The following is a 16,651-nucleotide window of genomic DNA, read 5'->3' as shown; positions in this document are numbered from 1 at the left end:
ACGGTAAAGGGAGAACAGAAATATACACAGCGGAACTGTCAGGTTCCGCTGTTTTGGAGTTAAAAATGTATTTATACGTATATGAAGGTTATCAAGGAGGCCGGGAAGGGCGGCAGCGAACAGAGGAACTGGTCCGACGTGCCGCCGAGCGCTACATATATGAAGAGCGTTTGAATTTGGGGACGGTTTCCGGTCGTATTCTGCGAACCGAGCGGGGAAAACCATATTTTCAGGAAGTTCCGATTGAATTTTCGGTCAGCCACACCGGGAGCCTGTGGGTCTGCCTGATGGATACTGGGACGGTGGGGGTGGATGTGCAAGAGATTCGCGGCTGCCGCAGAGAAAAAATCGCAGAACGTTACTATACAGCTGACGAGAGGGAATATGTCCAATCGAGGGGAGAATCAGGATTCTTCCAAATTTGGGCAAGAAAGGAGGCCTACGCCAAATACACGGGCGACGGCTTTACCGAACGGCTCCGTAGCTTTTCGACTCTGAAGGATACCAGTGTAGAATTTATTGATTTCGATGTTTGTGCGGGGATCAAAGGATCCTGCTGCATGAAAGAAAAGAGAGAATTATGGATAAGACAAATAGTGTGAAAGGATATGGCGCTGCAATACTGTTTTCTATTTTAGTCGGGTTTTCGTTCTTAGGTGTCAAGACCTGCGTGCCGCTTGCTAGCAGCCTTCAAATTTTGGTACACCGATATAATTTTGCGTTCCTGGCGCTGGTAATTATTCTGGCATTGCGCATTGGAAAAATCAATCTGCGTGGCAAGCCGAAAAAAAATCTGATCCTGACGGCGGGTTTTTACGTAGGATTCATGGTTTTGCAGGTGGTGGGACTTATCTTTTCTACTTCCATTGAAGGTTCCATAATTTTTGCCATCATCCCGATTATCGCTAAGATCATCGCTTCACTGTTTTTGGGAGAAAAATCCTCTGTCCTTCAAAATATTTTTGTTTGTTTGACTGTAGCGGCATTGATTGTGATGATCGTTATGGGCAGCACCACTGTCTCCCTTAACATCGGCGGCGCAATCCTGCTGGTCCTTTCCAGCATTTCCATGGCCATCAGCAATGTTTTTATGCGTTATGTCCGCGACCAATACAAACCCATCGAAATCTCTGCGGCCATTATCATCGGCGGCTGCGTGATTTTCAACCTGGCTTTCCTGGTCCAGGGACTGTTTTCTGGGACGCTTCACACCTACTTTGAGCCCTTTTCCCACCCGGAATTTATTATAGCAACGGCTTATCTGGGCGTGGGCTGTATTTTGCTTTCCGCCCAGCTGATGAGCTATTCTTTAAGCAAGATGGAAGCGGTAAAGGCTACGATCTTCGGCAATGTTTCCACGGCTATATCCATTATAGCCGGCGTTGTGGTGCTGGGAGAACCTCTCCTTGCGTATCATATCGTTTGCACGGTTTTAATCATTGTCGGAGTTGTAGGCCTGAGTGTGTCAGGAAAGAAAAAGGAGGCAGATGATGAGATTCAAAATTCTGATGGAGAATAAGACCGACGGACCCGGCTGCATAGCAGAACACGGGTTATCGATATACATAGAGGCCCAAGGGCGAAAGCTGCTGTTTGACACCGGGGCTTCTCCACTGTTTGCCCAAAATGCAAGAGCGATGGGCGTGGACCTTTCCCAGGTGGAAGCACTGGTCATCAGTCACGGCCACTACGATCATACTGGGGGAGTACCGCAGTTCTGCGAGCTGAATCAGATTGCTCCCATCTACATTCACCAGGGCGCTTTCTATGAAACTTACGGAAAGGAAGATGGTAAGTGGGAGAGTCAGACCTGCGGAATTCGCTGGAACGATCACCAGCGGAGCATGATCGATCCAAGGATCGTCCGTACAAATGGCCCAGAGTGGATTTCAGAAAATATTGTTATATCGGGAACTATCCCTGAGATTCCCGGATTTGAGCCCGCGGAAAGTTTTTACCGGAAATGTCAAGACGGCAGCTATGAGCCGGACCCCATGGATCACGAACAAATTCTCGTCATCCGGGAACCGGAAGGACTGTACGTTTTCTCGGGATGCAGCCACAGGGGCGTCGTTGCGGCAGTCCGCCGGGCCAGGGAACTGTTTGACGGCGAACGGATCGCGGTGCTGGCAGCGGGTATGCATCTTTACAGCGCTGGGAAAGATATGAGAAAAAAGGTGGTGGACCAGATCATACAAGAAGAAATGGATCTGATAATGCCGGTCCACTGCACAGGAATCGACGCCATCTGCGACCTCAAGACAGCGCTGGGGGATAAGTGCGTGGCAGCCACGGCGGGGAGCAGCTATGGATATTAAAGATTCAGCTCTCAGGTATCTGGGGCCGAGAGCCAGGACCTGCCGTGAAATGAAAGAGCATCTGCAGGCAAAAGGCTTTTCCCAGCAGGAAATCGAAGAGGTGATCCGGGAGCTAAGCCAGCTCCATTATCTGGACGACCAGGATTATTGCCGCCAATATTTTGATTATGCCTTTGGCAAGGGGAAGGGCGCCTACCGGGTCAAAAGAGAACTGGAACAAAAAGGCGTCGACCGCGCTACCATTGAAATCGCATTCGAAGAATATGAAAGCGAAGAGACGGAGATGGAAAGGGCGAAAAAGCAGGCGGCCAAAATCGCGGCTGGAAAGCAGATAGATGAAAAGCTGATGGCTAAGATGGGGCGTCGGCTGACTGGGCTGGGATATCGTTCAGATGTGGTATATCAAATAATAGGAAGTTATATGGAACAACATGATGAATGACCGTTTTACAAGGACAAAATTAATATTGGGACAAGATGGAATCGACAAATTGCAAAACAGCCGGGTAGCTGTTTTCGGAATCGGAGGCGTGGGCGGATTTGCCGCAGAAGCCCTGGCGCGGGCCGGAATCGGTGCTATTGATCTCATTGATAAGGATAAGGTGGATGTGACCAACATCAACCGGCAGATCATAGCCGCGGAAAGCACGGTGGGCCGGGACAAGGTGGAGGTCATGAAGGAGCGGATTTTGGACATCGGCCCGGAGATTCGGGTGACGGCTCATAAATGCTTTTTTCTGCCGTCGACCGAATTTGATTTTACACGATTTGATTATGTGGTGGACGCCATCGATACGGTGACTGCCAAGCTGGATCTGATTGTCAGGGCCAGGAAAGCAAAAGTGCCTGTCATCTCATCCATGGGAACAGGCAACAAGCTGGATCCGACCCGATTTGAAGTGACCACCATTGACAAGACCTCTGTGTGCCCCCTGGCCAAGGTCATGCGAAGAGAACTTCGCCGCAGAGGAATTTTAGACCTGAAAGTCGTTTATTCCAGAGAAGAACCTGCAGAGCAGGCGGAGCGGGGCGTTCCGGCCAGCGTTTCCTTCGTGCCTCCGGCAGCGGGGCTGATCCTTGCGGGCGAAGTGGTAAAGGATTTGATAAAATGGTAATGGTAAAAGTAAAAGAAATTAATTTGGAACGGGGATATCCGACTGTTCCCCAGGCAATGCGCAACCTGGTCAACGATCTGACCACCGCCCAGAGAAGCGGCTGCAAAGCTGCGGTCATTGTACACGGATATGGTTCCACAGGCACGGGCGGAGCGATTAAGGTCGCGACGAAAAGCAAACTGAAAGAACCGCTCCTGCGGGGAGTGATCAAAGAAGCCATAGCCGGCGAGGATTGGTATTCCAAGAAAAAAGTGTTTATCGATTATTGTCCTCAGCTGAGGGACTTCAGCCGCTATATCGATGGAAACCGGGGAATTACCGTCGTCTTGCTGCGATAAAAAAGGCAGCCAGACCCGGCGGGAAAAAATTTTTAAAAAAATTTCAAGAAATTTCGCATACGCACCGAAAAACGGACATAGACTTTGGTATAGTTTAACTATCAAGAGAACGGGTATAACCATATCAAGTAGAACAGACGGAGGTGCATACAATATGTTGTTAATTTTACCTTGGATTTTCATGCTGATCGCCATTGCTTTAGTTCTTGTTCTGTGGAACGACTATTTAAAAGAAACACGCAGTAACGCTTACAAGAAAGAACGGGACCGAATGAGAGAAGAAAAAGAAAGGATGATGCTCAATGAGCCTGAAAGCGATAAAAGGAGACATCACAAAGCTGAACGTAGACGCTATCGTCAATGCTGCTAATCGGACGCTGCTGGGCGGCGGAGGCGTGGACGGAGCCATTCATCGGGCAGCGGGCAAAGAACTGCTAAAAGAGTGCAGGACCCTTGCTGGCTGCGAAACGGGACAAGCCAAGATAACCAAAGGATATAAACTTCCGGCCAAGCACGTGATCCACACGGTAGGGCCGGTATGGCACGGAGGGGAGCAGGGTGAACCGGAGCTTCTGAAGAATGCCTATCAAAACAGCTTGAAGCTGGCCAGAGAAAATCAGCTGGCCTCTATCGCCTTTCCCGCTATTTCCACAGGCGTATATGGTTATCCAAAAGAAAAGGCCGCTCAAATCGCAGTGGAAGCCTGCCTGGATTTCCTAAAGGAGTATGAGATGGCAATCCTGTTGGTTGCTTTCAGTGACAGCGATCTGAATCGTTATCAACAGCTGATAGAAAATATGTCCGAAAAGTAGAAGCGGAGGAAACCAATGTCAGACTATCGAACACTGATCCAAAGGATCGAACATTTTTATATCGACGTTGTGGAAGAATTTAAAGAAGCGGAGCAGCAGATTATCAACGATTCTCAGTTTCGAAGCATATTCCGCAAGAAGGACTATGACGGCAACATCGCAAAATTGAAAGCTTGTAAAAGGCTGGCCCAGGAGATCGATATCGTTCATATTCAAATCGATGAACAGGCTTCAAAAGAGGTGGCGGAAAGCTTCAGCCGGGCGTTGTCCTTGTTTATCGCCCTGTGTGATGTGTATGTGCAGCTGCAGGTTTTTCTAAAAAAGAAAGCCATGAAGGAAGAGGCTAAATTGTCCACCTACAAGGAAATTTTCGCAAAAGTAGAACAGTGCAAAAAGGATGTTAATCAGGCTCTTCACGATTTGGACATCGTCTATACCGACTATACGGAGGAATATCCCCTGGAGGACGGGGAAGAAACCGATGAGTAAAGGACAAGTAAAAAAACTCTATATCCTCTATATCCTGGAAATTCTCCGCAGATACTCAGACCAGGATCACCCGCTGATGCAAAAAGAGATCGTTGAAATTATGGAACGGGACTTTGGCATCGTCTGCGAGCGCAAAGCGGTATCGAGAAATGTGGGCGATTTACAGGATATGGGCTACGAAATCCGCCACACTAAGAAGAAGGGGTGGTTTCTAGCAAAACGTGAATTCGGAGACGGCGAGCTGCGGCTTTTGATCGACAGTGTGATGGCTTCCCGCCATATACCGGAAAAGCAGGCGCAGGATTTGATTGAGAAGCTGATTAACCAATCCAGCGTCTTTTTTAAAAAACAGATGCGCCACGTCTATAACATTGAACGGATGGAGAGGGATGAAGGAAATGAACTCTTCCATACCATCGAGCAGATCAGCAGAGCAATTGAAGACAGGAAAAAGATCTCCTTTTTCTATAATAAATACGGACCGGATAAACAGCTGCACCACACAACAGAAAACAAACATCTGGTCAACCCCTATCAGATCGTAGTTGCCAATGGGCGCTATTACTTGATCGGCAACGTGAACAAATACAATAATGTCACCCATTTCCGCGTAGAAAAGATCACCGATACGGAGATTCTAGAGCTGGACGCCAAGCCGCTGGAAGAGGTGGAGGAGCTGAAAAACGGATTGGATCTGCCGACCCATATGGCGGAGCATCTTTATATGTTTTCCGGAAAATCCTCGATGATCACCTTAAAGGTGGAAGAATGGGGGATCAACGATGCCATCGACTGGCTGGGAAAAGACATTGAGATTTCCCGGGAAGAAGACGGGTATCTGGTGCGGGTAAAGGCAAATGAACAAGCGATCGCTTACTGGGCGATCCAGTTCGGCGGCAGTGTGGAAGTTCTGGCTCCGGAAAGTCTGCGGCAGCAAGTAGCGGAGCGGGTAAAAGCAATCAATCAAAAATACGAAAGGTAAATCTATGGAATATATCACACTTTCGGCAGCGCTGGCTGCTGTTGTGCTGCTTGTTTTTGCGCTGCTGAAGATCAGTGCCCTCAGCCGTTCCGGTATGCAGGCCCAGCTTATTAAAGAGACAAAACGGGATCTGGAGCAGCAGATACAGGTATCCAGGCAGGAAACGCTGCAGCTGGTTCAGAGCAGCGTCAAAGCCCTGGGCGAAATGCTGGCCGTCAACCAGCGGGGATCTGCGGAGGCTCAGGATAAACGATTGGCGGAGATGAACCGGCAGTTTGCCAGCATGACCATACAAAATGAACATAAGATGGAACAGATACGGCAGACCATGGAAGGGCGGCTCGCTGCCCTGACTGCCGATAACAACCGGCAGCTGGAGCAGATGCGGCATACAGTGGATGAAAAGCTGCAAAAGACTTTGGAAACCCGCATCAGCCAATCCTTTAAGCTAGTCAGCGAGCGGCTGGAACAAGTGTACAAGGGGCTGGGAGAAATGCAGACCCTGGCTTCGGGTGTGGGGGATTTGAAAAAGGTGCTTTCCAATGTTAAGACGAGAGGCATCTTGGGCGAGATCCAGCTGGGAGCCATCCTGGAACAAATTCTGGCTCCCGATCAGTATGAGGAAAATGTCCGCACCAAGCCTTCCGGCAGTGAACGGGTGGAATTCGCCATCCGCCTTCCGGGGGAGGGGGATGCAGCTGTCTATCTGCCCATCGATGCCAAGTTTCCCGCCGACGTTTATGCCAATTTGATGGATGCTTACGATGGCGGCGATCCTCTGATGATCCAGGAAACCGGCAAGCTGCTGGAACGAGCTGTGAAAAAATCGGCAAAGGATATCCACGATAAATACGTGGAGCCGCCCGCGACCACGGATTTTGCCATTCTCTTCCTTCCTTTCGAAGGGCTTTATGCGGAAGTGGTGCGCCGGGGACTGGTGGAAACCTTGCAGCGGGATTACAAGATCAATATCGCAGGGCCCACCACCATGGCGGCCCTGCTCAACAGCCTGCAGATGGGATTCAAGACCTTGGCGATTCAAAAACATTCCAGTCAGGTATGGGATGTTCTGGGGGCAGTCAAAACCGAGTTCGATAAATTCGGAGACGTACTGGCCGCGACTCAAAACCGGATCAATCAGGCCAATTCCGAGCTGGACAAGCTGATCGGCACCAGGACCAGGAGCATTCAGCGCAAGCTGCGCAGCGTCTCCAGCCTGGCGGAAGAAGACAGTAAAACGTTGTTGGACTTTACAGATGATATTGACTGAAGGAGCTAATTGACATGAGCATTTATGCGATTGGCGATCTGCACCTGTCCTTTGCTCCGGGCGTTGAAAAGCCCATGGACATATACGGCAGTGCGTGGATCGATCATGCGGCAAAATTGAAAAAGAACTGGCTGGAATTGATTAAGCCGGAAGATACCATCGTTTTGGCCGGGGATATTTCCTGGGGGCTGAAGCTTTCGGAAGCGATCCCGGATTTGGACTGGATCGACGGATTGCCTGGGAAAAAAGTGATTTTCAAGGGAAATCACGATCTCTGGTGGAGCGGAATCGGAAAGCTCAACAGCCTTTATGATTCGATCCATTTTGTACAGAATACGGCCTTTGAAGCAGAAGGCTGTTTTCTGTGCGGCAGCCGGGGGTGGATTTGCCCGGGAAATGACGATTTTATCCAGCAGGATGAAAAAATCTATAAGCGGGAGCTTTTGAGACTGGAGATGTCCCTTACGGATGCCAAAGAAAAAGGCGGCGGCGATCGTATCATCGGCGTCCTGCATTTTCCGCCGTCCGCAGGTCAGGCCCAGGGCTCAGGTTTTACGGATGCCTTTTCCAGGGCAGGCGTCAGTCAAGTGGTATACGGCCATCTTCATGGAAAAGAGGCTTTCAAAAATGGATTACAGGGAACTTATAACGGGGTAATGTACAGGCTGGTCTCTTTGGACTATCTCAACTGCAGGCCTGTACGGATAAAGGAGTGATGATCATGAAACGAGCAGCAATTCTTGTACTGGACAGTCTGGGCGTGGGGGAGCTTTCGGACGCGGGACGTTACGGCGATCAGGGGGCGGACACGCTGGGCCATATTGCCCAGCAATACCCTCAGCTTTCCATGCCAAACCTGCAAAGACTGGGTTTTGGAAATATTCAGGGGGCCGCGGGCGGGGCTTTTGCAGTCAGCGATCCTGCAGGCTCCTTCGGCAAGCTCAGGGAAAAATCCAACGGCAAAGATACCATTACCGGCCACTGGGAAATCGCCGGACTATATACGGAAGTGCCTTTTAAGACGTATCCAGATGGATTCCCCCAGGAATTTATCGAGAAATTCCAGAAGGCCATAGGCAGAGAGGTCCTGGGAAATTGCACGGCTTCGGGAACGGTGATCATTGATGAGCTGGGGCCGGAGCATGAGGAAACGGGAAACCCCATTGTTTATACTTCTGCGGACAGTGTTTTTCAGATTGCGGCCAATACGGCTGTGATTCCCCTGGAGGAGCTCTACCATATTTGTCAAATTGCCCGGGAAATGCTCCAGGGCGACTGGTCCTGCGGCCGGGTCATTGCCCGTCCCTACGTTTTGGAGGATGGAAAACGGAGCAGAACGGCCGACCGGAAGGATTATGCCGTTTCTCCCTCCGGAAAAACCATGCTCGATCATGTGGCGGAGCTGGGAAAGGAAACCTATGCCATTGGTAAGATACGGGATATTTTCGACGGCCAGGGAATCACTCAGGCGGTCCATACCGTCAGCAACATGGATGGCGTTGATAAAACCATTGAAGCGCTCAATATGGACTTTGAGGGATTGATTTTCACCAATTTGGTGGACTTTGATTCCAAGTATGGGCACAGGAGAGATCCCCAGGGTTACGGAAAAGCCATTGAAGAATTCGATGCCCGCCTTCCGGAAATTCTGGCGGCCATGAAAGACAGCGATGTGCTTATCCTGTGTGCGGACCACGGCAACGATCCGGTACACAGTGGATGGGATCATACGAGAGAACATGTTCCGGTAGTGATCGCAGGAGCGGAGATACGCAGCGGGGTCGATCTGGGGATCCGCAGTTCCTTTGCTGATATCGGGGCGACTGTCTGTGAAATGCTGGGAGCAAAGAAAACGGCCATTGGAGAAAGTTTTTTCAATCAGATCAAAAAATAGATCGGTTCAAGACAGGGGGACATGAAAATGAATATGAATGATATGATCATAAAAAAGAGGGACAAAGGCGTCCTGACCGAAGAAGAAATCCAGTTCTTTGTTAAGGGATATACGGAAGGCGCAGTTCCAGATTATCAGGCGTCCGCCCTGCTGATGGCCATTTATTTCAACGGCATGAATAAGGAAGAAACCTATGCCCTGACGACCGCTATGCGGGATTCAGGCGATATTGTGGATCTGTCGGCCATACGGGGAATCAAAGTGGATAAGCACAGTACCGGCGGCGTAGGAGACAAAACGACTTTGATCGTGGGCCCCATGGCCGCCGCCTGCGGCGTGCCCATCGCCAAGATGAGCGGAAGAGGACTGGGCTTTACCGGCGGCACGGTGGACAAGATGGAATCCATACCAGGTTTTCGGACAACGCTGGAGGAGCAGGAGTTTGTCAATCTGGTCAATGAAAACGGCATTTCCGTTATCGGACAGACCGGCAGCATCGCTCCGGCTGATAAAAAAATTTACGCGCTGCGGGATGTGACGGGTACGGTGGAGAACCTCAGTCTGATCACTTCCAGCATTATGAGCAAAAAGCTGGCTTCCGGCAGCGATGCTATTGTGTTGGACGTAAAGTGCGGCGACGGCGCTTTTATGGAAAGCCTGGAAGATGCCCGCCGCCTGGGCGAGCTGATGGTGGAGATCGGCAATGCGGACGGAAAGCGGACTGCGGCAGTTATCACGGATATGGATCAGCCCCTGGGCCGGGCAGTGGGAAACAGCCTGGAAGTGATCGAAGCCATCGAGACGCTCAAGGGCAATGGACCGGAGGACATTACCCTGCTTTCGCAGACTTTGGCCGGGATCATGGTTTATTTGGGCGGAAAAGCAGCTTCCCCTGAGGAGGGCTATCGTATGGCCGGTGAAAGCCTGCAAAGCGGCGCTGCCTTGGAAAAAATGCGCCTCTTTATAAAGGGGCAGGGAGGAGACCCAAGGATCCTCGATGATGCCGGCTTATTTCCTCAGCATCAGTTCGCAGTGGAAGTGACCAGCCCTGGGGCCGGATTTATCCAAAAGATTAAGGCACGTCAGGTGGGAATCGCATCTCAGCACGCAGGGGCCGGCAGGGCTGCCAAAGGTGATGCCATCGATATGACGGCGGGAATCTATCTCCACAAGAAAGTGGGCGATGCGGCGCTGGAAGGCGAAACATTAGCTACTGTATTTGCAAACGATGAGCAGAAAGCTGCGGCGGCTGCCGAAGAGCTGTTGTCCGCCTATCAGATCGGAGAAGAAATGCTGCAGACAAACAAGCTGATCAAAGAGATCATAGGGTTATAGATATGGATATTAAACAATGGATGAAAGACTTTCAGGATGCGATCCTGAATCAATTTAAAGAGAACGTCCTTTTTATCGGCCTGCAGGGAAGCCAGGCCAGGGAAGAGGCGGGGCCTGACAGCGATATCGATGTGGTGGTGATTTTCGATACCCTGTCCTTTGAAGATATCAAGCAATATGAAAGGACTGTAGAAAGCCTGCCCTGCAGAGACCGGCTGTGCGGTTTTATCTCCGGAAAAGCCGAGCTGCAGAATTGGGAGCAAGGGGAATTGTTCCAGTTTTATTACGATACGATCCCCGTATACGGCAGCCTGGAAGAGCTGATCAAGCTGGACGATGGGGACAGCGCAGCAAAGGCGGTCCATATGGGAGCCTGCGCCATTTATCATGGGTGCCTCCACAACTTTTTGCATGGAAAAGAACCGGCAGCTTTGAATGCATTATGTAAAGCGGCGGTTTTTGTCATGCAGGCGGAGCATTTTTGCAAAACTGGAACCTACATACATAAGCATCATCAGCTGCTGCCGCTTTTGGGCGAGCAGGAGCAGAGAATTTTAGAGATGAAAGAGGATTGTCCGGCCAATTTCGAACCTCTGTCTGACCTGCTGATTAGTTGGTCGGCAGAACGAATCCAGCCGCCCCAGGCAGAGAAGAGCGCACGGACCAATTTTATACGGTGAATAGGTTCAATTAAATAGAGAAAGGCAAATCTATGGGAAAGTTTGTAACGCAAATGCAGGGAAATATCGATGAATTTACCCGTTATCTGGAGCAGGCGATGCAGCGTGAAAAGCTTTTTTCTGAGATCCGGCATCAGTTCCGTACAAAGATCAATGGGGTTCGGTGCTGTATCCAGGTTTTTGAACGATATTCCTTTCGCGGAGGCAATTGGCTGACGATGAACGTTACGACTTTAGAATATGTCGGAATGCTCAAAATCGTAGTTATGGTTTCAGGCGGCAGCAATAATATCTTGTTTAAGTACTGGTCCTTTGGAGTGGAGAGCGAAGCCCGCGTGCTTGAGGAAGCAAAAAATATAATCGCCGCATACAAGCCAATCCGCTTAGGTTGAGGTGGTTTGGAGCAGGAAATCAGCGCAAATATATGAATAACAGTTAAGTTTTTTGATGAAAACTTAATAACCGGTCAATATCATTAGAAGAACTCCAATGCTAAAATACGAGTAAGATACCGTTGAAGAAGGAAAGGAGTTTTTTATGAAACTGCCTCAAGTAATCAGAGAGAAACGAAAGCAATTGAATTTGACACAGGAACAGGTGGCGCGCTATCTGGGCGTCACTGCGCCGGCCGTTAATAAATGGGAAAAGGGCATATCTTATCCGGATATTACCCTGCTGCCGCCTCTGGCCCGGCTGCTTGGGACGGACCTGAATACTTTGCTGGCTTTTCACGAAAATCTGACTGATCAGGAAGTGGAACAATTCGCAGCAGAGCTTTCCGCTATGGCGATGACGGAGGATTTTGCTGTATGCTACCAGACGGCCATGGAGAAGATTGCCCAGTATCCAACCTGTGTCAAGCTCCTCTATTATGCGGCCGTCACGCTGGAGGCGGCACTGATCCGACTGCCGGAAAAGGATGAGCGTCAGCGCTGCAGGGAGGAGATCGAGAAGCTTTACCTCCGTGCGGCGCAGGGAGATGATTTTGAGATCAGCCATCAGGCGAAGCTGATGCTGGCCGGCCGCTACATTGAGCGTAAAGAATTGGAACAAGCAGAAGCTCTGCTGGATGAGCTGCCGGAGCTTCCCGTGGATACGGTTCATCTGAGGGCCAGCCTTTATATCGCCCAGGGAAAACTTGATAAAGCCGGAGAACTGATGGAACTGGCTGTGGCCAAGGCCGGACAGGAGTTGGAATCCCACTTTCTGATGCTGATTGAAATCGCTGCTGAAGAACGGGATGAGCAGAGGCTGGAAGAATTAATAGGTTTGTCTCAGAAAACCGCAAAGCTGTATGACCTGTGGGGGATTTTCCCCTGTTTGACAGAATTTCGTATCGCCGCTGTGCTGGAGGATAAGGACCGCTGTATAAAGGCTCTGAAAAACCTGCTGGCTGCAATGAAACAGCCGTGGAAAATCAACCAGTCCTCACTGTATAAGCATATTCAGGATGAGGCGGGCAGTTATGCGCTTACAGAGCAAATGACGGCTAGCTTTGCGGCAGGCCTGAAGAATGACCCCACTGTCGCGTTTTTGCGAAAAGACCCGGAGTTTTTAGGATTGATCAAAGCCTTTGAAATGGATGTGAAGGAAGAGAAGCTTTGACAGGGACCCATATTATGAAACCATTAAAAACAAAAAAATTACTTATTACGCCGATGACAGACGAGGAATTGGGTGAGAAGATTGCCCGGGAAAAAGAGGCGCATATGAGCGCGGCTTTGCGTGAAATGCTCGACGGCTGTCGGCAGCATCCCCAGGACCGAGACTGGTACACGGGCTGGCGGATCACTTTACAGACAACTGGAGAGGAAATTGGAAGCCTGGGTTTTCATGGGGCGCCTGAAAAGGGCCAGGTGGAAATCGGATATGGCATCGAACAAGCATATCAAAGACAAGGCTTGGGGACAGAGGCTGTTCGGGCGGCTGTTGAATGGGCCTTTTCTCAGACTAATGTATATTTTGTAACAGCAGAGGCAGAAGAAGATAATCTTGCTTCCGTGCGTCTTTTGGAAAAATTACAGTTTGCTGAATGCGGCAGGGGAGAAGAGGGCGTCTGCTTTGAAAAAGAAAAGCCGGCCTCCGTCTATCTGCCCATTTTTATGTGCTTGTTCATGAGCGTAGGGCTGAGTATTGGCGCAGCCATGGATCATATGGCGATGGGCAGTTGTTTTGGAATCGCGATTGGATTCATGCTGGGGGCGGCTCTGGATGCCAGCGATAAAAAGAAACGAGAAGAGATGAAAAAAGAATGGCAGAGAAATTAGCATGAATCGAGGCGCAAGGAGGAAGTATGGAAACGATAAGAACCATATTATGGGACGTGGACGGAACGCTGCTGGATTTTGCCGCATCAGAAGAAATTTGTATGAACCAGTGTCTGAAAAAGTACGGTGTGACGATTAATGAGGAGCAATTTAACTGGTATAAAGCGTGCAACCACTCCTACTGGCAGCGGTTTGAGAAAAAGGAAATCCCCAAAAGTCGGGTGTACATCGGCAGATTTGAGGATTTTTTCGCATACTTAAAGGTCAGCGGAATCGATTGTCAGCGCTTCCATGATGAGTATCAGCAGGCACTGGGAAACAGTGCCGTTTTGCAGGATTATGCCCTGGAGATTTGTCAAAAGCTGGCCCAAAACTACCGCCAGTATGTGGTCACCAATGGCAGCAGCGTCGCGCAGAATGGAAAGCTGCGGCGCAGCGGACTTTATGATTTGATGGATGGCATCTTTATCTCCGAAGAAATGGAAACAGAAAAGCCCAGCAAAGAATTCTTCGACCTGTGCAGCGAGCAAATATCGGATTATGATCCGCAAGCCGTGATGATTATCGGAGATTCCCTGACCAGCGACATGGCAGGCGGCAACAACGCCGGAATCCGCTGCTGCTGGTTTAACCCGGAAGGAGCACCGGTTCCAGAAGGTCTGAAGATCGATTATGTTGTTTCTTCACTGCGTGAAGTTGAAAAGATTCTTTTTTGATCTTGTCCGCAGCACAACCAGTCTATTTGCCTGCTTTTTCAGCCTGCTGCTCCGCCCATAATTTATCGGCTACAGGCGTCCATTGATCTGCATAGGGAACAGTCTTGGCACAGAGCTCTTCCGCAGTCTCAGGTGCCTGGGGATCGGTGGAATGGGCGCCGGATTCCCTTACGAGTTTCGGCAGTATATCGGGATTTTCCAGCATCGGACAGGGCCGGAACATGTTGTCGTTAAACGGCTGCCCATCGTGATAGGCCATAAAGAGCGGCGATCTCAGCACATCCAGCAGTGAGCAATCGTGGATATTGGCGTTGGAATAGTGGATGAACACGCAAGGGTCTACGTCGCCGGCCGCATTGATATGCAGATAACGGCGGCCTCCGGCTATGCAGCCTCCTACAAATTCAGCATCGTTTTGAAAATCCATGGAAAAGATGGGCTTTGTCTTCCGATACTTGCGGATGCGGTCATAAACAGTCATCCGCTGTTTTGGTGTTGGCAAAAGTTCGGGCGATGCATCCTTGCCCACCGGCATGTAATGGAAGAACCAGATGAAGAATGCTCCCATATCGATCAGTTTATCAAAGAAAGCCTCGCTGCTGATATCATCGTAGTTCTGGCTGGTATAGCAGGTGGAAATGCCGAAAGGCAGCTTGTGCTCCTTGAGAAGCTCCATCGCGCGCATCACTTTCTTGTAAACACCGTCTCCTCTGCGGCTGTCGTTGGCCTCCTCGAACCCTTCCAGGCTGATGGCCGGCACGAAGTTCTGAACCCGGAGCATCTCCTGGCAGAATGCCTCGTCAATCAGAGTGGCGTTGGTGAAAGAGAGAAAGATGCAGTCATGATGCTTCTCGCAGAGGCGAATCAAATCGTCTTTTCGCACCAGCGGTTCGCCGCCGGTATAAATATAGACATATGTACCCAGTTCTTTGCCCTGACTGATGATGGAATCGATATCCTCATAGGACAGATTTAAATTGTGGCCATATTCCGCAGCCCAGCAGCCGGTACAGTGAAGATTGCAGGCTGAGGTGGGATCAAGAAGGATCGCCCAGGGAATGTTGCAGCCATACTTTTCCCGGTTTTCATCCTGAATGGGCCAGCTGAGCAGATTGCCGTTGAGGATAAAGTTGCGGAAAAAGGTGATTCTGGTCTGGGGATCCAGATCGTAACCCCGCATAATCAGCTGATACCAGTTGTTTTTCTCATCGATAGCGCTGCGGAAGGCCGCCCTCTGGGACGCAAACTCATCCTTGGGAAATACATGGTCCACAAACTCCATCAGCTTTGGTATATTGGTCTGCGGATCCTTTTCAAGATAATGAAGGACCTTATTGAAGCCGAATGTTTTGATTTTTTCATTGATATTCATTGTACGATCTCCTTTGCTTTTATTGCTGCCGCTCCTTTTAAAAAGCTCATCAGGCCGGACCAGCAGTTCTTTGCAGTCTCATATCCATGCAAATAATAAGCTTGCAAAGTATCATAATCCGTTTCGAACCGTTTCACTTCACGGCTTTCAGGACGAATCCGAAAGACTTTTTTCTCCCCTTCCAGCTGCTCCAAAATGCGGATTTGCTTTTTATAGGTGTCGGGGGAGGATTCAATTGCCTCCAGCAGGCGAGGATATTTTTTGTAATTTTTTTCGTATAGCATTTTTTGTATCGATGTCATCAGGGGACCTTTATCCCGATTTCTGGTGGCCGATCATCTCCCTTCCGCGATGATTATATCCCAAATGTTGCTTTTTCTACATATGGGTATTATAATAGGGAGTGACAATTTTTTCAATTACCAGAATTTTTGATCTGAGTATTATTCTACAAGTTAACAGAAAGTGGGGCGAAACATGACAGATCGAAGAGTACAAAAAACCAAACAAGCCATCCGTGAAGCATATCTGTCGCTGATTTTGGAAAAGGATACGCCTAAAATTACCATAACGGAAATTGCGCAGAGAGCCAATATTGACCGAAAAACGTTCTATCTACATTATGATTCCATCGCAGATATTATTCATGAATTCGGCCGGCAGGAAACAGAAGAGCTTATCCTGCGGCTGGAACAGAACGATTTTTTCGACGATACCTCGGATGTAGCGGTGCTCTTTCGGGCTCTAAACACGCTGATGGAAGAAAATCTCCAGTTGTATCAGCACATTGCCAAGACGCCTTCCTATGCCTTTTTATGGGGAGCCATTAAAGATATATTAAAGGAAAGTCTGATCGAAACCATGGGAGAGCGGCTGGATATTTCCAAAGCGGAACTGGAAATCTGCGCGGAGTTTTATGCGGCCGGAACCATTTCCACCTATCTGGAGTGGCTGCGGGGCGATCTGCCCATGACCGATGACGAGCTGGCGCAGATCATCGGCGATACGGCTTACTATGGCCTGCAAAAGCTGCTGACAAAGCCTCAGGAAAAGGCATGAGAGA

At 49.6% G+C, this 16,651-nt stretch carries 21 protein-coding genes; 19 read left to right on the top strand and 2 right to left on the bottom strand.

The features are described from left to right. Positions 1-65 precede the first annotated feature (65 nt). The 18 genes from NIA71_RS05145 to NIA71_RS05060 all read left to right on the top strand — a co-directional run bounded on the left by NIA71_RS05145 (position 66) and on the right by NIA71_RS05060 (position 14,216). Positions 66-602 carry a 4'-phosphopantetheinyl transferase family protein gene (locus tag NIA71_RS05145; protein WP_148395937.1) on the top strand — a complete coding sequence of 179 codons (537 nt, stop codon included), beginning with the start codon at positions 66-68 and terminating at the stop codon, positions 600-602. Next, a complete protein-coding gene (locus NIA71_RS05140; protein WP_253019827.1) occupies positions 581-1,519 on the top strand; it encodes a DMT family transporter in 939 nt (312 codons plus the stop codon). Before NIA71_RS05145 ends, NIA71_RS05140 begins: the two co-directional genes overlap by 22 nt. After that, a complete protein-coding gene (locus NIA71_RS05135; protein ID WP_148395935.1) occupies positions 1,488-2,318 on the top strand; it encodes an MBL fold metallo-hydrolase in 831 nt (276 codons plus the stop codon). Before NIA71_RS05140 ends, NIA71_RS05135 begins: the two co-directional genes overlap by 32 nt. After that, complete coding sequence (locus NIA71_RS05130) at positions 2,308-2,760, top strand: regulatory protein RecX (protein WP_148395934.1); 453 nt, start codon at positions 2,308-2,310, stop codon at positions 2,758-2,760. Before NIA71_RS05135 ends, NIA71_RS05130 begins: the two co-directional genes overlap by 11 nt. After that, positions 2,753-3,433, top strand: coding sequence for a tRNA threonylcarbamoyladenosine dehydratase (locus tag NIA71_RS05125; protein ID WP_148395975.1), 681 nt, complete (start codon positions 2,753-2,755; stop codon positions 3,431-3,433). Before NIA71_RS05130 ends, NIA71_RS05125 begins: the two co-directional genes overlap by 8 nt. Further along, positions 3,427-3,771 carry a Smr/MutS family protein gene (locus tag NIA71_RS05120; protein ID WP_148395933.1) on the top strand — a complete coding sequence of 115 codons (345 nt, stop codon included), beginning with the start codon at positions 3,427-3,429 and terminating at the stop codon, positions 3,769-3,771. Before NIA71_RS05125 ends, NIA71_RS05120 begins: the two co-directional genes overlap by 7 nt. A gap of 302 nt (positions 3,772-4,073) precedes the next feature. After that, positions 4,074-4,583 (top strand): O-acetyl-ADP-ribose deacetylase, encoded by a 510-nt coding sequence (locus NIA71_RS05115; RefSeq protein ID WP_253019826.1) that lies wholly within the window; start codon positions 4,074-4,076, stop codon positions 4,581-4,583. Positions 4,584-4,598: 15 nt separating this feature from the next. Further along, a complete protein-coding gene (locus NIA71_RS05110) occupies positions 4,599-5,072 on the top strand; it encodes a hypothetical protein (protein ID WP_148395931.1) in 474 nt (157 codons plus the stop codon). Beyond that, a complete protein-coding gene (locus NIA71_RS05105) occupies positions 5,065-6,054 on the top strand; it encodes a helix-turn-helix transcriptional regulator (protein ID WP_253019825.1) in 990 nt (329 codons plus the stop codon). Before NIA71_RS05110 ends, NIA71_RS05105 begins: the two co-directional genes overlap by 8 nt. 4 nt (positions 6,055-6,058) lie before the next feature. Beyond that, positions 6,059-7,324 (top strand): DNA recombination protein RmuC, encoded by a 1,266-nt coding sequence (locus tag NIA71_RS05100; protein ID WP_148395929.1) that lies wholly within the window; start codon positions 6,059-6,061, stop codon positions 7,322-7,324. 14 nt (positions 7,325-7,338) lie between these two features. Next, the gene (locus NIA71_RS05095) at positions 7,339-8,040 is read left to right on the top strand and encodes a metallophosphoesterase (protein WP_253019824.1); all 702 of its coding nucleotides are present in this window, start codon (positions 7,339-7,341) and stop codon (positions 8,038-8,040) included. 5 nt (positions 8,041-8,045) lie between these two features. Further along, a complete protein-coding gene (locus NIA71_RS05090; RefSeq protein WP_148395927.1) occupies positions 8,046-9,218 on the top strand; it encodes a phosphopentomutase in 1,173 nt (390 codons plus the stop codon). A 27-nt stretch (positions 9,219-9,245) separates the two neighbouring features. Continuing rightward, positions 9,246-10,553 (top strand): pyrimidine-nucleoside phosphorylase, encoded by a 1,308-nt coding sequence (locus NIA71_RS05085; RefSeq protein ID WP_148395926.1) that lies wholly within the window; start codon positions 9,246-9,248, stop codon positions 10,551-10,553. A gap of 2 nt (positions 10,554-10,555) precedes the next feature. Then, entirely contained in the window at positions 10,556-11,233 is a 678-nt protein-coding gene (locus tag NIA71_RS05080) for a nucleotidyltransferase domain-containing protein (protein ID WP_148395925.1), read from the top strand. A gap of 32 nt (positions 11,234-11,265) precedes the next feature. Beyond that, positions 11,266-11,625 carry a DUF6054 family protein gene (locus NIA71_RS05075; RefSeq protein ID WP_148395924.1) on the top strand — a complete coding sequence of 120 codons (360 nt, stop codon included), beginning with the start codon at positions 11,266-11,268 and terminating at the stop codon, positions 11,623-11,625. Between the two features lie 145 nt (positions 11,626-11,770). Next, positions 11,771-12,838, top strand: coding sequence for a helix-turn-helix domain-containing protein (locus NIA71_RS05070; RefSeq protein ID WP_227755366.1), 1,068 nt, complete (start codon positions 11,771-11,773; stop codon positions 12,836-12,838). A 14-nt stretch (positions 12,839-12,852) separates the two neighbouring features. Continuing rightward, positions 12,853-13,500 (top strand): GNAT family N-acetyltransferase, encoded by a 648-nt coding sequence (locus tag NIA71_RS05065; protein ID WP_148395921.1) that lies wholly within the window; start codon positions 12,853-12,855, stop codon positions 13,498-13,500. A 26-nt stretch (positions 13,501-13,526) separates the two neighbouring features. Beyond that, positions 13,527-14,216 carry a YjjG family noncanonical pyrimidine nucleotidase gene (locus NIA71_RS05060; protein WP_148395920.1) on the top strand — a complete coding sequence of 230 codons (690 nt, stop codon included), beginning with the start codon at positions 13,527-13,529 and terminating at the stop codon, positions 14,214-14,216. Positions 14,217-14,238: 22 nt separating this feature from the next. On the opposite strand, the gene NIA71_RS05055 is transcribed toward NIA71_RS05060, so the two are convergent. Both NIA71_RS05055 and NIA71_RS05050 read right to left on the bottom strand, forming a co-directional pair. Beyond that, the gene (locus NIA71_RS05055) at positions 14,239-15,588 is read right to left on the bottom strand and encodes a radical SAM protein (RefSeq protein ID WP_253019823.1); all 1,350 of its coding nucleotides are present in this window, start codon (positions 15,586-15,588) and stop codon (positions 14,239-14,241) included. Further along, a complete protein-coding gene (locus NIA71_RS05050) occupies positions 15,585-15,890 on the bottom strand; it encodes a DUF6363 domain-containing protein (protein WP_148395918.1) in 306 nt (101 codons plus the stop codon). The genes NIA71_RS05055 and NIA71_RS05050 overlap by 4 nt, the downstream gene beginning before the upstream one ends. Before the next feature lie 175 nt (positions 15,891-16,065). Here NIA71_RS05050 and NIA71_RS05045 point away from each other — a divergent pair, with 175 nt between their 5' ends. Next, positions 16,066-16,647, top strand: a complete 582-nt coding sequence (locus NIA71_RS05045; protein WP_148395917.1) for a TetR/AcrR family transcriptional regulator — start codon at positions 16,066-16,068, stop codon at positions 16,645-16,647. The last annotated feature ends 4 nt before the right edge of the window (positions 16,648-16,651 follow it).

The sequence above is a fragment of the Ihubacter massiliensis genome (genome assembly GCF_024125305.1).
In the GTDB taxonomy this organism is placed as follows: domain Bacteria; phylum Bacillota; class Clostridia; order Peptostreptococcales; family Anaerovoracaceae; genus Hominibacterium; species Hominibacterium faecale.
The sequence above is the reverse complement of the archived record's forward strand: the minus strand, read 5'-3'. Positions and strand labels throughout refer to the sequence as shown.

Excerpts from the sequence above, each read along its gene's own strand:
- NIA71_RS05145 (WP_148395937.1), top strand. The coding sequence starts at position 66 with ATGTATTTATACGTATATGAAGGTTATCAAGGAGGCCGGGAAGGGCGG.
- NIA71_RS05140 (WP_253019827.1), top strand. The coding sequence starts at position 581 with ATGGATAAGACAAATAGTGTGAAAGGATATGGCGCTGCAATACTGTTT.
- NIA71_RS05135 (WP_148395935.1), top strand. The coding sequence starts at position 1,488 with ATGATGAGATTCAAAATTCTGATGGAGAATAAGACCGACGGACCCGGC.
- NIA71_RS05130 (WP_148395934.1), top strand. The coding sequence starts at position 2,308 with ATGGATATTAAAGATTCAGCTCTCAGGTATCTGGGGCCGAGAGCCAGG.
- NIA71_RS05125 (WP_148395975.1), top strand. The coding sequence starts at position 2,753 with ATGAATGACCGTTTTACAAGGACAAAATTAATATTGGGACAAGATGGA.
- NIA71_RS05120 (WP_148395933.1), top strand. The coding sequence starts at position 3,427 with ATGGTAATGGTAAAAGTAAAAGAAATTAATTTGGAACGGGGATATCCG.
- NIA71_RS05115 (WP_253019826.1), top strand. The coding sequence starts at position 4,074 with ATGAGCCTGAAAGCGATAAAAGGAGACATCACAAAGCTGAACGTAGAC.
- NIA71_RS05110 (WP_148395931.1), top strand. The coding sequence starts at position 4,599 with ATGTCAGACTATCGAACACTGATCCAAAGGATCGAACATTTTTATATC.
- NIA71_RS05105 (WP_253019825.1), top strand. The coding sequence starts at position 5,065 with ATGAGTAAAGGACAAGTAAAAAAACTCTATATCCTCTATATCCTGGAA.
- NIA71_RS05100 (WP_148395929.1), top strand. The coding sequence starts at position 6,059 with ATGGAATATATCACACTTTCGGCAGCGCTGGCTGCTGTTGTGCTGCTT.
- NIA71_RS05095 (WP_253019824.1), top strand. The coding sequence starts at position 7,339 with ATGAGCATTTATGCGATTGGCGATCTGCACCTGTCCTTTGCTCCGGGC.
- NIA71_RS05090 (WP_148395927.1), top strand. The coding sequence starts at position 8,046 with ATGAAACGAGCAGCAATTCTTGTACTGGACAGTCTGGGCGTGGGGGAG.
- NIA71_RS05085 (WP_148395926.1), top strand. The coding sequence starts at position 9,246 with ATGAATATGAATGATATGATCATAAAAAAGAGGGACAAAGGCGTCCTG.
- NIA71_RS05080 (WP_148395925.1), top strand. The coding sequence starts at position 10,556 with ATGGATATTAAACAATGGATGAAAGACTTTCAGGATGCGATCCTGAAT.
- NIA71_RS05075 (WP_148395924.1), top strand. The coding sequence starts at position 11,266 with ATGGGAAAGTTTGTAACGCAAATGCAGGGAAATATCGATGAATTTACC.
- NIA71_RS05070 (WP_227755366.1), top strand. The coding sequence starts at position 11,771 with ATGAAACTGCCTCAAGTAATCAGAGAGAAACGAAAGCAATTGAATTTG.
- NIA71_RS05065 (WP_148395921.1), top strand. The coding sequence starts at position 12,853 with ATGAAACCATTAAAAACAAAAAAATTACTTATTACGCCGATGACAGAC.
- NIA71_RS05060 (WP_148395920.1), top strand. The coding sequence starts at position 13,527 with ATGGAAACGATAAGAACCATATTATGGGACGTGGACGGAACGCTGCTG.
- NIA71_RS05055 (WP_253019823.1), bottom strand. The coding sequence starts at position 15,588 with ATGAATATCAATGAAAAAATCAAAACATTCGGCTTCAATAAGGTCCTT.
- NIA71_RS05050 (WP_148395918.1), bottom strand. The coding sequence starts at position 15,890 with ATGACATCGATACAAAAAATGCTATACGAAAAAAATTACAAAAAATAT.
- NIA71_RS05045 (WP_148395917.1), top strand. The coding sequence starts at position 16,066 with ATGACAGATCGAAGAGTACAAAAAACCAAACAAGCCATCCGTGAAGCA.